This window comes from Rhizohabitans arisaemae (genome assembly GCF_025996515.1).
Taxonomy (GTDB): domain Bacteria; phylum Actinomycetota; class Actinomycetes; order Streptosporangiales; family Streptosporangiaceae; genus Rhizohabitans; species Rhizohabitans arisaemae.
The window spans coordinates 1,244,051-1,264,695 of the sequence record NZ_BLRH01000034.1 but is presented as its reverse complement, the minus strand read 5'-3'; the positions used below and the strand labels follow the sequence as shown (position 1 = coordinate 1,264,695).

Genomic DNA, 20,645 nt, shown 5'->3' with positions numbered 1-20,645 from the left:
TCCGGCGTTCCCGGTGCGCTCCGCCGGTGCGCACCCGCGGAGCGCACCGCGATCCGGCCGGACATGGCATCATCGGGGGCAGTCACTCAAAGCCGGGGAGATCGCGGAGCGCCTGGTGGGCGGGCGCGGGCCTCACCCTGCTTGAAGGGAGACCGATGACGACGGAGTGTCCTGCCAAGGAGCACGAGTTCGACTACGACCAGGACACCAAGCTGTGGATCTGCGGTGAATGCCCGGCGACCCGGGAGCACCTGCTCTACCGCAACTGGCTGATCATGGCTCCGTTGAAGCCGCATCACATGTGGTTCGGCTTCGGCCCCGACCGGCTCCTGCGGGCCGGACGCGACAAGGCCGAGCTGGAGGAGTCCATCCTCGCCGCGGGCGCCGGTGCCGAGCCCGGACCCGCCACGTCGCTCACCTGCTGACAAGGGCCGCACGCAGGTCACCCCCGCCTGACGACCGGGTCTCCCCGAAGGCCGGGCCTCCGGCGACCGTGTCCGTTCCCCGGCGGGAGACCGGTTTCGCGTGCCCCCCGATCGGCGTCCGGCGTGGCCTGGGGGAGGGGCACAGCCGTGCGGCACGTGCCGTCCGGCGCCGCGGCACGGTCGTCCGGCACTTATCCCGAGCAGGCCGCGGAACCTACCTTCGGGCTGTTCCGTCCAGCCCGCCCGGCGTGTGCCCGGCGGGCGTGACAAGGAGGTCCGGATATGTCTTTCCCCTGGCTGCTTCGTTTCGGCGCGGTGTGCGGAGTCCTGGTCGGGCTGTCGATCGGGGTGCCCGGCGTGATCGAGTCGTTCACCGGCGAGACCGCGGCGACCAGCTTTGTGATCGCCCTGGGCGCCGCCTTCGGGGCTCCGGCGTTGATCGCTTTCCAGCTTCACCAGGGCAACGCGGCGGGGCGCTTCGGCGACTTCGCCTTCGCGGTGAACCTCGTCGGGTTCGGGCTGTTCACCGGGGTGGCCTTCGCCCTCAACGCGGTGATCTTCTTCCTCGACGCGGCGGTCGCCGCGGAACTGCTGCGCGGTCCGGCCCGGCTCGCAATCCTGGGTGCCACGGTGGTGTTCGTCGCCGGGACCGTGCTGTTCACGGTCTCGATGGCCCGGGCCCGGGTCTATCCCCGGCTCCCCGTCTACGGCTACGGGGTCTTCCTGGTGGCGCTGGCCCTGGCCGCCCCCCTCCCCGACAGTCTGCTGACGAGCGGGCTGCACGTCGCGGTGTGCGCCTCGCTGATCTGGCTGTCGCTGTCGGTCTGGTCCGCCGCGGCGCGCCGCGGCGACCTCGGCGCCCGATCCGGCCGTACGGCGGACGCGGCCCTCTCCGGCCGCGGAACCCATTCCGGGCGCGTCGTCTGATCACCGGTGCCGTCAAACGGGTGGTGTCCTCCGGTACCTAGGCCTTCGATCAGGGACCGCTGCGGTCGTACCCTGATGGTCGTGTCCTCCTCCCTGCCCCCGGTATGGGTATCGCCCGTGATCTACGGGGCGGTCTTCGCCGCCGGCCTGGTCGCGGTGTCCGGCGGCGTCGAACCGGCGGCCGGGCCGGGATGGGGGCTTGTCGTCTTCGCAGGCGGCCTGGTCGCCCTCCTCGGCCTCGACCTGCTGGAGCGACGCCACCCCGCCGGGGTCCGGACGCGGGCCGCGGTCGCCCTGCTCGTCGCCAGGGTGACGCTGTTCACGGTCGTGGCCGGGGCCGACCGCTCCGGGTTGTCGCGGGCGCTGTTCGTCCTCGTGCCGTTCACCGCGTACTTCGCCTTCGGGCCCGTGGTCGCCGTCACGCTCGCGGTCGCCTGCGCGGGGGTGCTCACGGCCGGCTACACGGTGTCGACGCCGCGCTGGTACGCGGAGGTCGAACCGCTGTCGGACCTTCTCATGTTCTGCGTCGGCCTCGTGCTCGCCGTCAGCATGGCCGCCTTCGCCGTGGAGGAGCGGCGCGGCAGGGCGAGGCTGGAGGAATCGAACCGCAGACTCGCGGAGTATTCGGCGCGGGTGGCGGAACTCTCGGCGTCGGCCGAGCGAAACAGGGTGGCGCGCGACATCCACGACGATCTGGGGCAGCACCTCACCGCGGTCGCCGTACTGCTGGAGAAGGCCGAGGAGTTCCGGGGGCGTGACCCGGACTCCGCGGACCGGGCGGTCGCGGACGCCCGGAGGTCCGCGCGGCGCGCGCTGGGGGAGGTCCGGAGGTCGGTCCGCACCCTCCGCGGGGAATCGGGCCCGTTCGGCTTGCGGACCGCTCTCGGCGACCTCGTCGAGGATCGGTGCGAGGACGGGCTCGCCGTCACGCTGGAGTTCGAGGGGGACGAGCGCGGCCACGACCCCCGGACGCTCACGGCGCTCTACCGCGTGGCGCAGGAGGGCCTGACGAACGCGCGGCGGCACGCCCGTGCGTCCCGGGTCCAGGTGTCCGCGGTGTTCGACGGCTCGGGCGCCCGGCTGGTCGTCGCCGACGACGGCCGGGGGTTCGCCGGGGCCGGGGAAGGGTTCGGCCTGCGGGGGATGAGGGAGCGGGTGCGGCTGGCCGGAGGCGGTGTGGAGATCGGCTCCGGCGTGGACGGGCGGGGCACCCGGATCACCGTCGTGATTCCGCCGGAGGTCGCGCCGTGACGGAGGAGCCGGTCCGCGTCCTCGTCGTCGACGACCAGCGGCTGTTCCGGGAGAGCGTCGCGTCGCTGCTCGGCATCCAGCCCGGGATCACCGTGGTGGGGACGGCGGCCGACGGCCGCGACGCGGTCGAACGGGCGCTTGCGCTCGGTCCGGACGTGGTGCTGATGGATGTGCGGATGCCCGGCATGGATGGAGTCGAGGCGGTCTCGGCACTCCGGCTGCGGGTCCCCGGCTGCCGGGTGCTCATGCTGACGACGTTCGACGACGAGGAGTACGTGGTGCGGGCGTTGAGCCTGGGCGCGTACGGCTATCTGCTCAAGGACCTTCCGGCGCGGGATCTGGCGGCCGCGGTTCGGCTGGCGCACGCGGGCGTGGCGCAGTTCGACCCGGCCGCCGTGGCGCGGCTGGGCTCGGCGCTGGCCAGGGCGGACACGGGCTCGTCCGCGGCGCCGCCCGGCGGTTCGCTGACCGGCAGGGAGGTCGAGGTGCTGCGCCTGGTGGCCCGGGGGTCGACCAACCGCGAGATCGCCGCCGCGCTGTTCCTCAGCGAGGGGACGGTGAAGAACCACGTCTCCCGGATCCTCGCCCGGCTCGGACTCCGCGACCGGACCCAGGCGGCCGTCCACGCTCGTGATCAAGGCCTGCTCTGAGGGCGGGACGGGGCCGGCACCCGGAGCGGTGCGCGGCGCCGGGTGGGCGGCACCTCGCGCCGAGGGCGCGGGCGGTGGCCTCACGGACCGTACGGCTTGAACGCCGCGGGCCGTACCGTCCCGGTGGCGTCCGAAACCGGGTCCGGTACGGCTGCGGGCGGCGCGGCCGGGACGCGCGGAGCGGTCTGGCATGCCGGAAAACTGCGAAATTTCGGTGTCTTAACTGATCGTTCGCCTTTCTTGACCAGATGAACTGACCGTGGATTAATGCCGGAAAAGGCCCCGCTCCGAACGGGGTGCGAGGTGCCGAGCGGAAAGCGACGAGGCCGAACGTGACGCGACCGAAGATCATGCTGATGGGGTCCGGCTCCGGCCTCTACCGCGAGTACCTCCTGGCGTCGGTGGCCAGGGAGTACCGGGTGGTCCTCGTGCAGGAGGAGCCGGTCACCTGGGAGGGGCCGTACCTGCACTCGGCTCACCCGGTGAGCGTCACGGACATGCCCGCGATCCTCGGTGTCGCCGACTCCGAGGGGATCGACGGGGTGCTGACCTGGGTCGAGCCCTGTGTGGAGGCCGCCGCCTTCGCGGCGATGCTGCTGGAGGTGCCCGGGAACACCCCGCAGGCGGCCGCCGCGAGCCGGGACAAGCACCGGATGCGGCAGGTGTGGGCACAGGAGTCGGTGCCGTCCGCGCGCTCGATCCTGGTGCGCACCGCGGACGAGGCGGAGCGGGCGGCGAAGGAGATCGGCTATCCGGTCGTGGTGAAACCCCGGGCCCTCGCCGCCAGCGTCGGGGTGACCCTGGCCCGGGACGAGCGGGAACTCGCGGCGGCGTTCACCGTCGCGGCCGGGTCGGACATGGGGTTCGGCCAGGCGGTGGGGGACGTCCTGGTCGAGGAGTACCTCGACGGCCCCGAGGTCAGCGTCGAGTCCGTCGTGCACGAGGGCGAGGTGCACATCGTCGCGGTGACCGCCAAGCGGATCGGGCTGCCGCCCGGCTTCGAGGAGCTCGGGCACCTGGTGAGCGCGGACGCGCAGGCGGAGGCGATCGGCCTGGTCCGCGACACGGTGCTCGGCGCCCATCGCGCGATCGGCCTCACCGTCGGGGTCACCCACGCCGAGCTCAGGCTCACCGCGGCCGGCCCGAAGATGGTGGAGATCGCCGCGCGGCTGGGCGGGGACTTCATCCCGAGGCTGGTCCATCTCGCCACGGGGGTGGATCTCGGCCTCGCCGCGGCGGATGTGTGCGTGGGGCGCGAACCCGACGTCGGGCACAGCAGGGCCGCCTCGGCCGGGGTGGTGTTCCGCTACCCGGAGCGGAGCGGGATGATCGCCGCGCTGGCGGAGATCACGCCTCCGCCGGGGGTGGTCGAGGCGCGCTGGACCGCGGAGGTGGGGACCGGCGTCGGGCTGCCGCCCGACCACTTCGTCGGCCGGATGGGGCACGCGATCGCCGTCGCCGACGACGCCGGGACGTGTGAGGAGGTGTTGCGGCAGGTGAGCGAGGGGATGCGGGCCGAGGTGAGGCCGCTCGCCCCCGGGGAGACGATCTCCCCTTCGGCGCAAGGTGCCGGGTGAGGCGCCGTCGCACGGCATCGTCGGATCGGGTCCCCCGGCGGGCGCGCGATGGTAGCATCGGCACGTGCGAACCGACGTCCGCCCCTGCCCGGGGTCTCCCGAGGTCTCCTCGGGTTTGCAGCAGTGGTGGCGCCGCCCCTAGGTGGCGTCGAAGCGTTCGCACGCAAAGAGACGGCCGCCCCCGGAGGTGGCCTTTTTCTTTGTCACCCCTGGGGGCCTTGAACAGCAGGCGAGGCCAGGGTGGAGACAAGCGGATATACCACCGCCGGTGGCGTTCACGTCACACGGCAGATCGAGAAGGTCCCCGAGGAGCGGCTCGACGAGCTGGTCACCGCGGTCGGAGAGCGACGTGGGGCGGTGCTCTCCTCCGGCATGGAGTACCCGGGACGATACAGCCGCTGGGCGTTCGGCTACGTCGACCCGTGCCTGGAGATCGTCGCCAGAGGGCGGCGGATCGCCGTACGGGCCCTCAACGAGCGTGGCCGGGTCGTGCTTCCCGTGGTTTCCTCATGCCTGCTCGCCGTGGGCAAGCCGACCGGGGAGCCCACCGCGGACCGCACCGAGGTCTACGTGGCCGCCAGCGAGGACGTCCTCCCGGAGGAGCTGCGCAGCCGCAGGCCCACGGTCTTCTCGGCGCTCCGCGAAGTGATCGCGGCGTTCGCCGGGCAGGACGATCACCTGGGCCTCTACGGCGCGTTCGGCTACGACCTGGCCTTCCAGTTCGAGCCGATCCGGATCGCCCGGCAGCGCCCCGCCGACCAGCGGGACCTCGTCCTGCACCTGCCCGACCGGATCCTGGTGATCGACCGGAAGCGGGAGACGAGCCTGGAGTACCGGTACGACTTCACCGTGGACGGGGTGAGCACCGAGGGCCTGCCGCGGATCGGGGAGCGGATCCCGGTCACCGTGACCCCCGAGATCCCGAAAAATCCGGTCAAGGGGTCGTACGCGGAGGTCGTCGCGCAGGCCAAGGAGCGCTTCGTCCGCGGCGACCTGTTCGAGGTCGTCCCCGGCCAGGTCTTCCACGCGGCCTGCCGGGAGCCCGCCGAGTTCTACCGCCGCCTGCACACGCGCAACCCGGCCCCGTACGAGTTCCTGATCAACCTCGGCGAGGACGAGCACCTCGTCGGCGCCTCGCCCGAGATGTACGTCCGGGTGGCCGGGAACCGGGTCGAGACCTGCCCGATCTCGGGGACCGTCGCCCGGGGGGGCAACCCCCTGGAGGACGCCGAGAACATCCGCGCGCTGCTGTCCAGCGTCAAGGAGGAGTCCGAGCTCACCATGTGCACGGACGTGGACCGCAACGACAAGTCGCGGATCTGCGAGCCGGGCAGCGTGAAGGTGATCGGCCGCCGGCAGATCGAGATGTACAGCCGGGTGATCCACACCGTCGACCACATCGAGGGCAGGCTCCGGCCCGGGTTCGACGCCCTCGACGCCTTCCTCACCCACATGTGGGCGGTGACGGTGACGGGGGCGCCCAAGACCTGGGCGATGCAGTTCATCGAGGACCACGAGGCGACCCCCCGGCGCTGGTACGGCGGCGCGGTGGGGTACATCGGCTTCGACGGCTCCATGAACACCGGGCTCACGCTGCGGACCGCGCAGATCAGGGGCGGGGTGGCCGCGGTACGGGCCGGGGCGACCCTGCTGTTCGACTCCGACCCGGCCGCCGAGGAGCGGGAGACCGAGCTCAAGGCCAGGGCGCTGATCGAGGCCCTCGGCACCGAGTCGGCGACGGATTCCGCCGAGCAGGTCGCGGCCGGCGCGACGCGGGCCGGGGAGGGGATGAAGGTCCTCCTGGTGGACCACGAGGACTCGTTCGTCAACACCCTCGCCGACTACTTCCGCCAGCAGGGCGCCGAGGTGACCACCCTGCGGCACGGGTTCCCCGAGTCGATGCTCGACGAGCTCGCCCCGGACCTGGTGGTTCTCTCCCCGGGACCCGGGCGCCCCGCCGACTTCGACTGCGCCACGCTCATCGGACGCCTGTACGGCAGGGGGCTGCCGGTCTTCGGGGTGTGCCTGGGACTGCAGGCGATGGTCGAGCAGGCGGGCGGGGAGCTCTCCCTGCTGGGGGCGCCGGAGCACGGCAAGCGCGGGCAGGTGCGCCGGGACGGGGAGTCCGCCCTGCTGGACGGCCTGCCCGAGGAGTTCGTCGCGGCCAGGTACCACTCGCTGTACACCAAGGAGGGGGACGTCCGGGGGTTCGCCGTGACGGCCCGCACCCCGGACGGCGCGGTGATGGCGATCGAGGACCGGGCGGCCAGGCGGTTCGCCGTCCAGTTCCATCCGGAGTCGATCCTCACCGCGGCCGGCGGGGCCGGGGCGTCGATCGTCGCCAACGTGCTCCGGCTGTGCCGTCCGATGAGCTGATCGTCGCGGGATCCCCGGCGCCGCCGGGGATCCGGCGCAACGCCGTGCGGGCCGCGCCCGGCGGCCGTAGAGTCGTTCGCGGCCCGTCGGGGGACGGGTGGAGGGGACGGGGGCGGATGGACGAGGCCGTGTTCGCCGGCGGGCCGCGCCCGTTCGCCGTACCCGACCCCCTGCGGGCGGCGCTGACCGCGCCGCTGGTGAACCAGAGCTGCCTGGGGGTCCTCAGGGACGATCTGCCCCGGACCCGGTTCGAGCTGCTCGTCACCGGGTCGGGGTGCCCCGCTCCGCCGGGGACCACCCACTTCGACACCGTGGCCGGGATCGCCGTCCGGCGCTGGTGCGCGCCGGTGCTCGACCTCGAACCGCACGCGCCCGCGGCCGTCTACCTCGCGCGCAGGCAGGAGCTCGGCGCCGAGGAGGTGAACCGGCGGCTGCTGCGGGCCGCGGGCTTGGTCTCGGTCCTGGTCGACACCGGACGCCACGGGCCGGATCTGCTCACCCCGCCGGAGATGGGGGGTCTGGGCGCCGCCGCCGCCGACGAGGTCGTCCGGCTGGAGCGGGTCGAGCGGGAGGTCGCGGCGGCCGGTCCCGCCGCGGCCGGGTACATCGCCGCGCTCGCCGCCGCGCTGGCGGCCGAGGCCGTCCACGCGGTGGGGCTGGCGTCGTCGGCCGCCTGCCGTACGGCGCTTCCGGGCGATCCGGCGCGGCCCGCCCGGGGGGCGGTGATCGCCGCCGCGGGTGAGCGGCTCGCCCGTTCCGGGGAGCCACTCGCCGATTCCGTCCTGCTCCGCCATCTGATGTGGACGGCGGTGGACGTGGCCAGGGAGCGCGGGATCCCGATCCAGCTGCACACGGGCGGGGGCGAGCCCGCCCGGCTCGCCGGGTTCCTGCGCGCGGTCCGGCACACGGGGGTGCCGTTCGTCCTGCTGGACTGCTATCCGCGCCACCGGGAGGCCGCGCGGCTGGCGGCGGACCTCCCGCACGTCTATCTGGACGTCGGGCCGGGGAGCGGCTGCCCGGCGGCGGGTTTCACCGCCGCGCTCGGGGAGGTCGTCGGGCTCGCCCCGTTCCACAAGCAGCTCTTCGGCTCGGGCGGGCACGTCCTCGCCGAACTCTGCCATCTCGGTGTCCTGTCCTACCGGCGCGGGCTGGCCCGGTTCCTGGCGGCGCGGGTCGCCGACGGCGAGTGGAGCACGGCCGACGCGGCGCGGGTCGCCCACCTGATCGGGTCGGACAACGCCCGCCGGGTGTACCGGCTCTGACAGCAAGGTGATATCTACCCGATATCACTTTTCCTCCTCAAGGAGGAGGCGGCGTATCCGGGAGTTCGGCAGGATTGCCGCACGATGACAGCTATAGAGATTTCCCAGTTAACCAAGACGTTCGGGACCGTCCGGGCGGTGGACGGGGTGTCGTTCACCGTCGAAGCCGGGACGATCACCGGATTCCTCGGCCCCAACGGGGCCGGTAAGACGACGACACTGCGCTGCCTGCTCGGGCTGGTCGCCGCCGACAGCGGCACCGCGCTGATCAACGGGCAGAGCTACGCCCACCTGGGATCACCGATCTCCGCGGTCGGGGCCGTCCTGGAGGCGACCAGCTTCCACCCCGGCAGGACCGCGCGCAACCATCTGCGGGTGCTCTGCGTCTCCGCCGGCCTCCCGGAGAGCCGGGCCGACGAGGCGCTGGAGCAGGTCGGCCTGGCCGACGCCGCCGGGCAGCGGGTGGGCGGATTCTCCCTCGGGATGCGCCAGCGGCTCGCCCTCGCGGGCGCGCTGGTCGGCAAGCCCAAGGTCTACATCCTGGACGAACCGTCCAACGGCCTGGACCCGGCCGGGATCCAGTGGCTCCGCGGGTTCCTGCGCTACCTCGCCGAGGAGACCGGCGCGGCGGTCCTGGTCTCCAGCCACGTGCTCGCCGAGGTCCAGCAGACCGTGGACCACGTGGTGATCATCGCCAAGGGGAAGCTGGTCCACCAGGGCCGCCTCGCGGACCTCACCGTGAACGGGAGCACCCCGGTACGGGTGGTGGCCCGGGAGGCCGACCGCCTGGGTCCCGCGCTGGAGCGGGCGGGCGGAAAGGTCGATCCGGCCCCCGCCCCGGAGAACGCCGCGGCCGAATCCGCGGCCGGGGTGCTGACCGTACGGGGGATGACCCCCGAGGCGATCGGCCAGGTGGCCCTCGACGAGCGTGTGGTGCTGAGCGAGCTGGTCCGTGAGCGCTCCGGCCTGGAGCAGATCTTCCTGGAGTTGACGGCATGACGCGGCTGGTCAAGGCGGAACTGCTCAAGGTTTTCACCACCCGCATGGTCTGGGGCATGCTCGCCCTCAGCCTGGGCTTCACCCTGATCTCGCTGGCCGCGCTGAGCATCCTGTCGGGACAGGAGGGGGTGCCGTCCATCACCGAGTCGGCGGGGGCGATCGCCCTGTTCAGCTCGGCGGCCTCGGGCCTGGTGTTCGCGTTCATCATCGGCACCCTGGTGATGACCGGCGAGTACCGGTTCCAGACCATCACCCACACCTTCCTGATCACCCCGCGCCGGGAACGGGTGGTGGCGGCCAAACTCGCCGCCTGCGCCGTGGTGGGAGCGATCTTCGGCGTCGCCGGGATGCTCCTCTCCGCGGTGGTCGCCGTCCCGGCCATCCTGATCAAGGGTGGCTCGCTCTCGGTGATCGACGGCGACATCGCCCGGGTGGGCGTGGGCGTGATCGCGGCGATGGCGCTGTACACGATCCTGGGCCTGGCGATGGGTTCGCTGCTCGGCAACCAGATCGCGGCCATGGTGGTCGGCATCGGCTGGATCTACGTTCTGGAGAACCTCCTGGTGGTGCTGCTCCCGTCGGTGGGCCGCTGGCTTCCGGGAGGTGCCGCCCAGGCGGTGTTCGGGGTGGCGCCCCCGATCGGCGGCACGCCGTACCTGCCCGCCTGGGGTGGGGCGCTGCTCCTGGCGGGCTACGCGCTGGTCTTCGCGGTGGTGGCCTCCACCACGACGATCCGGAGGGACATCACTTAGACTCTCCCCCCGTGAAGTATCTGAGCGATGTAACCGTTGAACTGGTCAAACACAGCGCCTCCGACAGCGACGTCCTGTTCGCCGCGCGGGTCTCCACCGCGGGCGAACAGTCGCTGGAGGAGCTGGACAAAGACCCGGAGCGCTCCAAGGGACTGATCAACTTTCTCATGCGGGACCGGCACGGCAGCCCGTTCGAGCACAACTCGATGACCTTTTTCGTCCAGGCGCCGATCTTCGTTTTCCGGGAGTTCCACCGCCACCGGGTGGGCTGGTCGTACAACGAGGAGAGCGGACGGTACCGGGAGCTCGATTCGGTTTTCTACATCCCCGGCCGGGACCGCCGGCTCGTCCAGCAGGGCCGGCCGGGCAAGTACGAGTACGTGGAGGGCACCGAGGAGCAGCACGAGACGGTCGTCCGCGCGATGGAGGACGCCTACGAGCGGGCCTACGCCTCCTACCGGGAGATGCTCGAAGCCGGGGTCGCCCGGGAGGTGGCCCGGGCCGTGCTCCCGACCGGCCTGTACTCCTCCATGTACGCCACCTGCAACGCCCGCTCGCTCATGCACTTCCTGTCCCTGCGCACCAGGAACGAGGCCGCCAAAGTCCCGTCCTTCCCTCAGCGGGAGATCGAGATGGTGGCGGAGCGGATGGAGGCGCTCTGGGCCGGTTTGATGCCGCTCACCCACGCGGCGTTCAACGCGGGCGGCCGGGTCGCCCCGTAGCGGCTTTGTGATCAGCCTGCCGGCAGCCCGGGGAGGACGTACACCTCGGCCCCGGGCCCGACGGGACAGCGCAGCCCGCCGCAGTTGCGCACGTTGTCCCCGCTGACGAACACGTTGATGTGCCGCCGGATCTCCCCGTGCTCGTCCCTGATGCGCTCCTCCAGCCGGGGATGGGTACGGCGCAGCGTGTCGAGCGCGGAGCCCAGCGTCGGCAACGACTCCTCGGTCTCGGCCACGGCGAACACCTGGACGAGCCCGCCGCCGACCAGGTTGTGCAGCGGCGTGGGCAGGACGAACGTCACCAGTGTGACCGGCTTGGCCATCAACGGGGTCTCCGGCGCCCGGCGGCGGGCAGGCGCTCGGCACGAACGTCGGCGGCGATGCGAATGTTACTCACAGGGGTTATCGTGTCACGTTCCGGCGTGGACCGTCGGAGTCTAGGTGATATGCGCTTCATGTCGCCAAGACGGGCCAAGTGTGTGGACACCGGCCCGTCCCGGGCCTCCCTCGGTAGGGTGCGGTGATGGCGGAAGACTCATCCGATCTCCCATCGCTGATCGGCGCGCACTATCTGGAGCTCGCCGACACCCGTGCGCCCGGATTGGTGGAGGGGCTCTACCTGCAGGGGTCGATCGCGCTCGGCGACTACCGGCCGGGCCGCAGCGACGTCGACTTCGTCGCAGTGATCGGCGAGGGACGCGATCCCGGGCCGCTGCGTCGGATCCACGCCGAGCTGAAGGCGCGGTACGCCAAGCCGCACTTCGACGGCCTCTACGTCACCTGGGACGATCTGCGCCGCGACCCCGCGCACACCCCGGCGCGCCCCCATGTGCGCGCGCACTCCTTCGAGGCGGAGAGCCGGGAGGAGCGGCACCTGGTCACCTGGCAGGTCCTCGCCCAAGGAGGGGTGGTCGTGCGGGGTCCGGCCGTCGCCGAACTCGGGATCCACACCGATTGGGACGCCCTCGCCGCGGCGACCCGGGAGAACCTGGCCGGATACTGGACCCGCTGGGTCGCCCGCAGCACCCCGCCGCTCTCCCTCTGGGGGCTGTCCGCGCTGGCCGGCTTCCGGGTCACCTGGGGCGCGCTCGGGGTCACCCGGCTCCGGCACACCCTCGCCGCGGGCGAGGTGACCTCCAAGACGGCCGCCGCCGCGTACGCCCTCACCGCTTACGACGAGCGGTGGCACCGGCTCGTGCGCGAGGCGCTGCGCCTGCGGGTCGGCGGGCCCCCGCTCTACCGGGATCCGGTGCGCCGCCGCGCCGACCTGCTCGGGTACATGCGCTCGGTTCTGGCCGGGTGACCACGCGCTCCGTACGGCCTCGGCGCCACGGCGCGGTGCCGCGCCCGTGCCGCCCAGCGGCCGTACGGCGCGGGAGGGTCGGGGGGAAGCGGTCCGCCGGAGACCGGTGTCGCGGCCCTGAGCCGGAGTGCAGGCACGCCGTACGGCCTGACGGCGGCGCGGGCGCCGTCAGGCCGTACGGCCACCGGGAGGGGAAGGAGGGTTCAGAGCTCCCCGTGGACGGTGTCGCGGTGGATCTGGGCCGCGGGGACCCCGAGCCGCTGGAGGCGGTGCACCGTCTCGCCCACCATCCCGGGCGGCCCGCAGACGAAGACCTCGTGGTCGGTCCAGGTGTGCAGGCGCTCCACCACGTCCGGGAGACCGCCCCGGATGCCGTCGTACCCGGCCTCGTGGGAGACGACCGGGAGGACGCGCAGCCACGGGAAGGCCGCCTCCATCCGGACCAGGTCGGGCAGGTCGTACAGGTCGGCGGCGGTCCGGGCGCCGAACAGCAGGTGGATGTTGGTCCGCCGGCCCGAGGCGATGATCTGCTCGACGATGGCCTTCAACGGGGCCAGGCCGGTGCCTCCGGCCACGCAGAGCACGTCACGCGCCGACTCCTCCCGCACGGTCATCGTGCCGACGGGGGGACCCAGCAGCAGGGTGTCCCCGACCCGGGTGTGCCGGACCAGCGCCGTGCTCACCCAGCCGCCGGGGATCGCCCGGACGTGCAGGCGGATCGAGTTGTCCTCCTTGGGGGCGTTGGCGATGGAGAAGGTGCGCCACACCCGGGGCCAGCGCGCGGTCTGCACGTTGACGTACTGCCCGGCGCGGTAGTCCAGGCGCTGCCCGGGCCGGAGGGTGAGGACCGCGACGTCGGGGGTCCGGCGTTCGTGGGCGACGACCTCCGCGAGCCACCAGGCGGGGGAACGGCCAGCCTCGGACTCCGCGGCCTCGATCATCAAGTTGGCGGCGGCCGTGTACGCGGCGACCCAGGCGGCCTCGATCTCGGTGTTCCACACCTCCCCGGCGAAGTGGCGGATGGTGGCGAGGAGGGCGTTGCCGACCGCGGTGTAGTGCTCGGCGACCACGCCGTACTTGCGGTGGTCCCGGCCGAGCTGGCCAAGGTAGGAGTTGAGTGAGCTCGGGCTGTCCAGACTCCAGACGACTCGGGTGAGGGCACGGAACAGCCGATCCCGCTGGACGTCCATCGCGGGCGGGAACATCCCGCGCAGGTGGGGGCTCTCGACGAAGAGGCGGCCGTAGAAGTAGGCCGCCGCCTTGTCGGCGACCGGCTCCACCACGGCGAAACTCTCTTTGACAAGACGTGGATTCAATGACATATGCCAAACGCCATCCTCATTGATCGGATGTGATTCCGATCCTTGTCCTTCCACCTCCCTGACGGTTCCGGGTGATGAGCGTTCGACGGCCCCGGCACTCCCGATCGCTCGAAATTCAGTGTTCCACCATTACTCGGACGTCACAACCGTTTCCGCACAAGGTAGTGCTAATCCGTACGCTGTGTAATGGCCGTCCGATTATCGGTGATCATGAGTAAAGTTGATATTGACTGGATGTGATGTTTTTTGTATAGGCGTGGAGGGTGCACTCGGATTCATCGGTGCTCCGGCGCGGGAATTCTCAACCTCGTTCCCCTATGGGAGGCGGCTCCGCGTCGTGGATCCCTCCGCATACTCTCGCGCGGTGCTGGGCGGAGTCCCCGGTTTGCCGAGATCCCCCCATCGGGCACTCAAGATCATTTTCAACTCGGCACACTGATATATCGGATACGTGACATAACCGAAAAGTCGTACGCCATGATGGGGGTCCACGCACGAAAGAGGTGGCGCCGCCCGGCCGGGACGGCACGCCGTGGGGGAGACACAGGAGAACGAATGCCTCGTCCACTGATTGGCATCACCGCATACCTGGAAGCCGCCCGGTGGGGAAACTGGCTGCGTGAGGCCGTCCTGTCACCCCCGGCCTACGCGAACGCCGTGGAGAAGGCCGGGGGTGCCCCGGTGCTCCTGCCGCCGCTCGGCACCGGCCTGCTGGACGACTACGTCCGCGGGCTCGACGGACTCGTCCTCGCCGGCGGAGTCGAACTCGACGCCACCCTTTACCACGAGACCCACGACGACCGCGTCGACGACCCCCAGCCGCACCGCGACCGGTTCGAACTCGCGCTGGCCCGCGCGGCGGTCAAGGCCGGGCTGCCCACCCTGGCGATCTCCCGCGGGATGCACGTGCTCAACGTCGCCCTCGGCGGCTCCCTCATCGGATGGCTCCCCGACGTCGTGCACCACGAGAACCACGGAACGGGCGCGGCCGCGCCGCACGACATCCAGATCAGCGTCTCCAGCAGGGTCGGCAAGGCCCTCGGGGACCGCGCCGAGATCACGCTGGGCCACCGTCAGGCGCTCAAACGGCTCGGCACCGGTCTCATCGCGGTCGCCTGGGCGCCCGATCAGATCGTGGAGGGCGTCGAACTCCAAGGACACCCGTTCTGCGTCGGCGTGCAGTGGCACCCCGAGCGCGACGGCGACCTTCGCCTCTACAAGGCGCTGGTCGAGGCCGCAGCGCCCGGGCCCGACGGAAACGTCTGAGCCCGGCCGGGGACTCACGGCGGGTTCACCGGACACAACGCCCGGGTTTGCAGGAACATGGTGAAACGCACCAGGGTCGGCCTGCGGGGAGGGGGCTCTTGACGCGGCGGGCCGGTGCGATCGTCAGGAGGGGTCCGGAAGGAGACGCATGGTGAGGTACGACGAATACGAGCGGCTCAAGATCGACTGGGCTGCCGAGGGTGTCCTCCGGGTGATGCTCAGCGAACCGCGCAAACTCAACGCCGTCGACGCCGTCGGGCATCGCGAACTCTCGCGGATCTGGCAGGACGTCGACCGCGACGAGCGGGTCAAGGTGGTCGTGGTCCGCGGCGAAGGCGCCGCCTTCTCCGCGGGCGGCGACCTCGCCATGATCGAGGAGATGATGCGCGACCACGCGGTCCGCATGCGGGTCTTCGCCGAGGCCCGGGACATCGTCTACAACATCCTGAACTGCTCCAAGCCCGTCGTGTCCGCGATCTCGGGGCCCGCGGTGGGGGCCGGCCTGGCGGTGGCACTCCTCGCGGACGTCTCCGTCGCCGGGCGGAGCGCCAGGATCATCGACGGCCACACCCGGCTCGGCGTCGCCGCCGGCGACCACGCCGCGATCGTCTGGCCGCTGCTGTGCGGGATGGCCAAGGCCAAATACCACCTGCTCCTCTGCGAGCCGGTCACCGGCGAGAAGGCCGAGCAGATGGGCCTGGTCAGCCTCGCCGTGGACGACGACACCGTGCACAAGTGCGCCCTGGAGATCGCCGACCGGCTGGCGGCCGGTTCGCAGGAGGCGATCCGGCTCACCAAGTACGCCCTCAACAACTGGCTCCGGCTCGCCGGACCCGCCTTCGACGCCTCCCTGGCGATGGAGTTCCTGGGCTTCACCGGCCCCGACGTCGTCGAGGGCGTCCGCGCCGTCAAGGAGAAGCGCACCCCCCGCTTCTGAGCCGTGTTTCCTCGGCGCGCACGTGCCCACCCCGGGAGGAGCGGTCCGGGCAAGGCCGCAGCCGGTCGACCCAAGGTCTCCTGCCGGGTTCCGGCGGTGAGTACGGCTGGATCTCAGGGTCGGACGTGCTCCATCCCGCACTTCTCGCGCTGCCTTCTCGGCGGCGCGAGAATGCGTGGCCGGTCCGTACCGGACGTCCTATGTCCGGCACGGACCGCCGTGTCCATGTTGAAGATACCGATCTTGTAAGCAGGGCCGTGCTTAGGGCGGTTCACACGTTCATGGCTGTGACCTGGACAGCTCTTCCCCGACCGGCCCGGCTGTGCCTGCCCACCTAGGCGCGGTCGGGGTGACGACAACGGACGTGCGAATCGCGTCAGGCATGGTCAGGCTGAGGAACCAGTGCCTTTTGCCGAGCCTTCGCTCGGCTGGCCCAAAACGCCGGAGGACGGCGTCTTCCCTCGTCTTCGCGACGCCGCGAAGACTCGGCGTAGATCGTCGTGGCGTTGCGAGCGCGCACGTGTCCAACCCGGTGGGAACGATCGGGGCTTGGCCCCGTACCGCGCACGTATCAGGGGTCAGTCGTGGTTGAGGGGGCGGGGGCGGCGGGCGTGGTAGACGAGGGCGGGCGGGAGGTTCCGCCAGACCGTCCGGCCGGTGACCACCTCTTCGAAGGTCTGGCCGAGGGTGCGCCGGAAGCGGCGGCCCGGCGGGGCGGACTTCGCGTGGATGTAGGCGAACGTGGTGAAGGCCCCGTGCGGCACCATGACCTGGCGCACCGCTCCCAGGATGCCCAGCTGGAGGGACTCGGGGAAGATCGCCCAGGGGAGTCCGCTGATCACCGCGTCGGCGTGGTCGAGCCCCCGGTCGGCGAGGATCTTGGGCAGTGTGCTCCCGCATCCCACGACCACGTCCACCTGGGGGAACTTGCGGGCCAAGGGCCCGGCCAGCCGCTCGTTGACCTCGACGGCGATGTGGACGCCCCGGCCGCCGAGCCGCCGTTGGATCTCCGCGGTGAAGGAGCCCGTCCCCGGGCCCAGCTCCACGATCACCGGATCGCCTCGCTCGGGCACCGGGGCGACGATCTCCGCGGCGAGATACCGGGAACTGGGGGCCACCGCACCGGTGGCGACGGGGTTCCTGATGAACTCCCGGAGAAACGCGGCGCTCTCACTCTTCACGGTCTTAAGGTACTTGCCTTCCGGCGCCCGCGCGTCCGTCGGCGTGATCCGGCGACCCCGTCCGGACAAGGAGCCCAGGTGGTACCCCCATACCGATGCCAGGTGATCGTCGTGCTGTCCGCACCCCTGTGGGGGCGCACGGCGCAATGATCAAGCCCGGGGTTGCGCCGGTCGTTGCCGTCCGAGTTCGTGGGTACCGCGTGGACCGGCCCGGCGTAGCCCGTACGGGGCGCGGGGTGATCGTTGTGTTGTCCGCGCCTTCCTGGGGGCGCACGGCGCAATGATCATCTGGTGTCGAGTAGCGGGTTGGTGCCTTCCGGTGTCGGAGGTCGTCGGGGTAGCGGGGTGCCGGGTGATCGTTGTGGTGTCCGCACCCCGGTGGGGGCGCACAGCGCAACGATCATCGGAAGGGCGGGCCGGCCGGCGTTCCCGGCCTCGGAGACGCCGACGGGAACATCGCCTGCGGCGGCCCGTACGGCCATGGCCGCGTGGGCGTGCGCCCGGCGGGCGGGTAGGGTCGTCATCGAATCGCAGAAGGGCAGGGCGCGTGGCGGATCAGACGGAGGCGGGACAGGCCGGAGATCGTGTCTGGACGGTTCCGAACGCCTTGAGCGTGCTGCGTCTGCTGGGTGTCCCGCTGTTTCTCTGGCTCGTGCTCGGCCCCAAGGCCGACGGATGGGCCATCGCCGTGCTCATGATCGCCGGATTCACCGATTGGCTCGACGGCAAGCTGGCCCGGGCGTGGAACCAGACCAGCAAACTCGGTCAGCTGCTCGATCCCGCCGCCGACCGCCTGTACATCGTCGCCACGCTCATCGGGCTCGCCGTCCGCGAGGTCATCCCGCTGTGGCTGCTGGTTCTCCCCGTCGCCCGGGATCTGTTCCTCGTCGTCTTCTTCGCGTTCGTCCTGCCGGTGCTCCGGCGTCGTGGGTACGGGCCGCCGCCCGTGCACTTCCTCGGTAAGGCGGCCACCGCTAACTTGCTCTACGCCTTCCCCCTCCTCTTCCTCGCGGCACACGACGGTTGGTACGCCGATCCCGCGCGCATCGTGGGCTGGGCCTTCGCCGTCTGGGGTGTCGCCCTGTACTGGTGGGCGGGTGTCTTGTATGTGGTTCACGTGCGCCAGCTCGTCCGGGAGGCGAAGAGATGAAGGCGGTCGTCATGGCCGGCGGGGAGGGCACTCGGCTTCGGCCGATGACCGCCAACCAGCCCAAGCCGTTGCTGCCGGTGATCAACCGGCCCATCATGGAACACGTGCTGCGGCTGCTCAAGCGGCACGGCTTCACCGAGACCGTGGTGACGGTGCAATTCCTCGCCGCGCTCGTCCGCAACTATTTCGGCGACGGCGACGAGCTCGGGATGAGCCTGCACTACGCGACCGAGGAGGTGCCGCTGGGCACCGCGGGGAGCGTGAAGAACGCCGCGGACGCGCTGCGCGACGACCGGTTCCTGGTCATCTCCGGCGACGCCCTCACCGACATCGACCTGACGGCGATGATCGACTTCCACCGCCGTAACGGCGCCATGGTCACCATCGGTCTCAAGCGGGTGCCCAATCCGCTGGAGTTCGGCATCATCATCGTCGACGAGCAGGGGCGGATCCAGCGCTTCCTGGAGAAGCCGACCTGGGGCCAGGTCTTCTCCGACACGGTGAACACCGGCATCTACATCATGGAGCCGGAGGTCCTGGACCTCGTGGAGCCGGGTGTCTCGGTCGACTGGTCCTCCGACGTCTTCCCCGCCCTCCTCGCCCGGGGCGACGCCCTGTACGGCTACATCGCCGACGGCTACTGGGAGGACGTCGGCACCCACGAGAGCTACCTGAAGGCCCAGGCGGACGTGCTCTCCGGCAAGGTCCAGGTGGAGATCGACGGCTTCGAGCTCTCACCCGGCGTCTGGGTGGCCGAGGGCGCGGAGATCGATCCGGACGCGGTGATCAAGGGGCCGCTCTACGTCGGGGACTACGCCAAGATCGAAGCCGGCGCCGAGCTGCGGGAGTTCACCGTCCTCGGTTCCAACGTGGTGGTCAAGGAGGGGGCGTTCCTGCACCGCGCGGTGGTGCACGACAACGTCTACGTGGGCCCCAGCGCGAACCTGCGCGGCTGTGTGATCGGCAAGAACACCGACGTGATGACCGGCGCGCGGATCGAGGAGGGGGCGGTCGTCGGGGACGAGTGCGTGATCGAGTCCGAGGCCTACGTCTCCTCCGGCGTCAAGATCTACCCGTTCAAGACCGTCGAGGCCGGCGCCGTGGTCAACACCAGCGTCATCTGGGAGTCGCGGGGCCAGCGCAACCTGTTCGGCCCGCGCGGGGTCTCCGGGCTGGTCAACGTGGAGATCACCCCGGAGCTCTGCGTCCGGCTCGCGAGCGCGTACGCGACCACGATGAAGAAGGGCGCCACGGTCACCACCTCCCGGGACTCCTCCCGGGCGGCCCGGGCGCTCAAACGGGCGGTGATCAGCGCGCTCACGGCGAGCGCCATCAACGTGATCGACCTGGAGGCGGCGCCCCTGCCGGTGGCCCGGTTCCACACCCAGCGCGAGTCGACGGTCGGCGGGGTGGCGCTGCGGACGACGCTGGGGGACCCGCAGGGGGTGGACATCGTCTTCCTCGACGAGGACGGCGCCGACCTCTCGCCGGGGGCCCAGCGCAAGCTGGAGCGGGTGTTCTCCCGGCAGGAGTTCCGGCGGGCGTTCCCCGGTGAGATCGCCGAGCTCAGCTTCCCCGCCAGGGAGATGGAGAACTACAGCCACGAGCTGCTGCGCTGCGTGGACATGAGCGGGGTCCGGGAGGCCGGGCTGAAGGTGGTGGTGGACTGCGCGGGCGGCACCTCCGCGCTCGCCCTGCCGACTTTGCTGGGCCGCATCGGCATCGACGTGCTCACCGTGAACAGCCGGCTGGACGAGGCCTCGCCCACCGAGACCCTCGCCGAGCGGCGGCGTGACCTGCAGCGGCTTTCGGAGTTGGTGGCCTCCGCCCGGGCCGCGTTCGGGGTCCGCTTCGACCCGGTGGGCGAGCGGATCTCCCTGGTGGACGAGATGGGGCAGCTGATCGACGACGAGCGCGCGCTGCTCGTCGTGCTCGACCTGGTGGCGGCGGAGCGCCGCGGCGGGAGCGTGGCGCTGCCGGTGACGACCACCCGGGTGGCCGAGCAGGTCTGCCGCTTCCACGGGGTTCAGGTCCGGTGGACGAGTACGGCGAGCGCGGACCTGACCGGCGCGGCGGCCGCGAGCGACGACCTGATCCTGGCCGGGGACGGCCGCGGCGGGTTCGTGGTCCCCGAGTTCTGCTCGACCGTGGACGGGCTGGCGGCCTTCATGCGGCTGCTCGGCCTGGTGGCCAGGACCCGGCTGTCGCTCAGTCAGATCGACGCCCGGATCCCGGAGACGCATCTGCTCAGGCGGACGGTCCCCACCCCGTGGGCGGTCAAGGGCGCGGTGATGCGCTCGGTGGTGGAGGCGGCCGAGGGCCGGATCCTGGACACCACCGACGGCGTGCGGGTGGTGGAGGAGGACGGCGGCTGGGCGTTGATCCTCCCCGATCCCAACGAGGCCGTCACGCACCTGTGGGCCGAGGGGGCGAACGTGGACGCCGCGCAGGAGCTGTTGGAGAGATGGGCGGGCGTGGTCGAGCGGATCGGGGGGTCGTGACACCCTGATCGCAGATCATGAGATGTGTCACGGTTTAGGGTTCG

General features: G+C 71.4%; 19 protein-coding genes. 15 read left to right on the top strand and 4 right to left on the bottom strand.

Going from position 1 to position 20,645, the window contains the following annotated elements; translation table 11 throughout:
* Positions 1-155: 155 nt before the first annotated feature.
* The 10 genes from RUR_RS21345 (at position 156) to thyX (ending at position 10,941) form a co-directional block, all read left to right on the top strand.
* Positions 156-425, top strand: coding sequence for a hypothetical protein (locus tag RUR_RS21345; protein ID WP_283136870.1), 270 nt, complete (start codon positions 156-158; stop codon positions 423-425).
* Between the two features lie 282 nt (positions 426-707).
* Positions 708-1,352 (top strand): hypothetical protein, encoded by a 645-nt coding sequence (locus RUR_RS21340; RefSeq protein ID WP_283136869.1) that lies wholly within the window; start codon positions 708-710, stop codon positions 1,350-1,352.
* An 81-nt stretch (positions 1,353-1,433) separates the two neighbouring features.
* Positions 1,434-2,603, top strand: coding sequence for a sensor histidine kinase (locus tag RUR_RS21335; RefSeq protein WP_283136868.1), 1,170 nt, complete (start codon positions 1,434-1,436; stop codon positions 2,601-2,603).
* Entirely contained in the window at positions 2,600-3,253 is a 654-nt protein-coding gene (locus RUR_RS21330) for a response regulator (RefSeq protein ID WP_283136867.1), read from the top strand. The genes RUR_RS21335 and RUR_RS21330 overlap by 4 nt, the downstream gene beginning before the upstream one ends.
* 332 nt (positions 3,254-3,585) lie before the next feature.
* The gene (locus tag RUR_RS21325; RefSeq protein WP_283136866.1) at positions 3,586-4,830 is read left to right on the top strand and encodes an ATP-grasp domain-containing protein; all 1,245 of its coding nucleotides are present in this window, start codon (positions 3,586-3,588) and stop codon (positions 4,828-4,830) included.
* Between the two features lie 240 nt (positions 4,831-5,070).
* Positions 5,071-7,206 (top strand): anthranilate synthase component I, encoded by a 2,136-nt coding sequence (locus tag RUR_RS21320; RefSeq protein WP_283136865.1) that lies wholly within the window; start codon positions 5,071-5,073, stop codon positions 7,204-7,206.
* Positions 7,188-8,468 (top strand): amidohydrolase family protein, encoded by a 1,281-nt coding sequence (locus tag RUR_RS21315; RefSeq protein WP_283136864.1) that lies wholly within the window; start codon positions 7,188-7,190, stop codon positions 8,466-8,468. Before RUR_RS21320 ends, RUR_RS21315 begins: the two co-directional genes overlap by 19 nt.
* Before the next feature lie 84 nt (positions 8,469-8,552).
* A complete protein-coding gene (locus RUR_RS21310) occupies positions 8,553-9,467 on the top strand; it encodes an ABC transporter ATP-binding protein (RefSeq protein WP_283136863.1) in 915 nt (304 codons plus the stop codon).
* Positions 9,464-10,219 carry an ABC transporter permease gene (locus RUR_RS21305; protein ID WP_283136862.1) on the top strand — a complete coding sequence of 252 codons (756 nt, stop codon included), beginning with the start codon at positions 9,464-9,466 and terminating at the stop codon, positions 10,217-10,219. Before RUR_RS21310 ends, RUR_RS21305 begins: the two co-directional genes overlap by 4 nt.
* An 11-nt stretch (positions 10,220-10,230) precedes the next feature.
* Positions 10,231-10,941, top strand: a complete 711-nt coding sequence (thyX, locus tag RUR_RS21300) for an FAD-dependent thymidylate synthase (protein WP_283136861.1) — start codon at positions 10,231-10,233, stop codon at positions 10,939-10,941.
* Between the two features lie 11 nt (positions 10,942-10,952).
* On the opposite strand, the gene RUR_RS21295 is transcribed toward thyX, so the two are convergent.
* Positions 10,953-11,264: a ubiquitin family protein gene (locus RUR_RS21295; protein ID WP_283136860.1), complete on the bottom strand. Its 312-nt coding sequence runs from the start codon at positions 11,262-11,264 to the stop codon at positions 10,953-10,955.
* 200 nt (positions 11,265-11,464) lie between these two features.
* Here RUR_RS21295 and RUR_RS21290 point away from each other — a divergent pair, with 200 nt between their 5' ends.
* The gene (locus RUR_RS21290; protein ID WP_283136859.1) at positions 11,465-12,244 is read left to right on the top strand and encodes a nucleotidyltransferase domain-containing protein; all 780 of its coding nucleotides are present in this window, start codon (positions 11,465-11,467) and stop codon (positions 12,242-12,244) included.
* A gap of 203 nt (positions 12,245-12,447) precedes the next feature.
* Here RUR_RS21290 and RUR_RS21285 read toward each other — a convergent pair whose 3' ends face one another.
* Entirely contained in the window at positions 12,448-13,566 is a 1,119-nt protein-coding gene (locus RUR_RS21285) for a globin domain-containing protein (RefSeq protein WP_283136858.1), read from the bottom strand.
* Positions 13,567-14,121: 555 nt separating this feature from the next.
* On the opposite strand from RUR_RS21285, the gene RUR_RS21280 reads away from it, so the two are divergent.
* Both RUR_RS21280 and RUR_RS21275 read left to right on the top strand, forming a co-directional pair.
* A complete protein-coding gene (locus tag RUR_RS21280; protein ID WP_283136857.1) occupies positions 14,122-14,832 on the top strand; it encodes a gamma-glutamyl-gamma-aminobutyrate hydrolase family protein in 711 nt (236 codons plus the stop codon).
* Between the two features lie 151 nt (positions 14,833-14,983).
* Positions 14,984-15,769 (top strand): enoyl-CoA hydratase/isomerase family protein, encoded by a 786-nt coding sequence (locus RUR_RS21275; protein ID WP_283136856.1) that lies wholly within the window; start codon positions 14,984-14,986, stop codon positions 15,767-15,769.
* Between the two features lie 578 nt (positions 15,770-16,347).
* Here the strand turns inward: RUR_RS21275 and RUR_RS21270 are convergent.
* On the bottom strand, positions 16,348-16,950 hold the full coding sequence (locus RUR_RS21270; protein ID WP_283136855.1) for a class I SAM-dependent methyltransferase: 603 nt from the start codon (positions 16,948-16,950) through the stop codon (positions 16,348-16,350).
* 284 nt (positions 16,951-17,234) lie between these two features.
* Positions 17,235-17,474 (bottom strand): hypothetical protein, encoded by a 240-nt coding sequence (locus RUR_RS21265; protein ID WP_283136854.1) that lies wholly within the window; start codon positions 17,472-17,474, stop codon positions 17,235-17,237.
* A gap of 23 nt (positions 17,475-17,497) precedes the next feature.
* Here RUR_RS21265 and clsA point away from each other — a divergent pair, with 23 nt between their 5' ends.
* Together clsA and RUR_RS21255 are read left to right on the top strand one after the other, a co-directional pair.
* Entirely contained in the window at positions 17,498-18,100 is a 603-nt protein-coding gene (gene clsA, locus RUR_RS21260; RefSeq protein WP_283136853.1) for a cardiolipin synthase ClsA, read from the top strand.
* The gene (locus tag RUR_RS21255) at positions 18,097-20,601 is read left to right on the top strand and encodes a mannose-1-phosphate guanyltransferase (RefSeq protein WP_283136852.1); all 2,505 of its coding nucleotides are present in this window, start codon (positions 18,097-18,099) and stop codon (positions 20,599-20,601) included. Before clsA ends, RUR_RS21255 begins: the two co-directional genes overlap by 4 nt.
* Positions 20,602-20,645 lie beyond the last annotated feature (44 nt).

What these genes read in the sequence shown, in the direction of transcription:
- RUR_RS21345 (WP_283136870.1), top strand. Translation starts at nt 156, where the DNA reads ATGACGACGGAGTGTCCTGCCAAGGAGCACGAGTTCGACTACGACCAG.
- RUR_RS21290 (WP_283136859.1), top strand. Translation starts at nt 11,465, where the DNA reads ATGGCGGAAGACTCATCCGATCTCCCATCGCTGATCGGCGCGCACTAT.
- RUR_RS21265 (WP_283136854.1), bottom strand. Translation starts at nt 17,474, where the DNA reads ATGACGACCCTACCCGCCCGCCGGGCGCACGCCCACGCGGCCATGGCC.
- RUR_RS21305 (WP_283136862.1), top strand. Translation starts at nt 9,464, where the DNA reads ATGACGCGGCTGGTCAAGGCGGAACTGCTCAAGGTTTTCACCACCCGC.
- RUR_RS21340 (WP_283136869.1), top strand. Translation starts at nt 708, where the DNA reads ATGTCTTTCCCCTGGCTGCTTCGTTTCGGCGCGGTGTGCGGAGTCCTG.
- RUR_RS21310 (WP_283136863.1), top strand. Translation starts at nt 8,553, where the DNA reads ATGACAGCTATAGAGATTTCCCAGTTAACCAAGACGTTCGGGACCGTC.
- RUR_RS21280 (WP_283136857.1), top strand. Translation starts at nt 14,122, where the DNA reads ATGCCTCGTCCACTGATTGGCATCACCGCATACCTGGAAGCCGCCCGG.
- RUR_RS21285 (WP_283136858.1), bottom strand. Translation starts at nt 13,566, where the DNA reads ATGTCATTGAATCCACGTCTTGTCAAAGAGAGTTTCGCCGTGGTGGAG.
- RUR_RS21255 (WP_283136852.1), top strand. Translation starts at nt 18,097, where the DNA reads ATGAAGGCGGTCGTCATGGCCGGCGGGGAGGGCACTCGGCTTCGGCCG.
- RUR_RS21295 (WP_283136860.1), bottom strand. Translation starts at nt 11,264, where the DNA reads ATGGCCAAGCCGGTCACACTGGTGACGTTCGTCCTGCCCACGCCGCTG.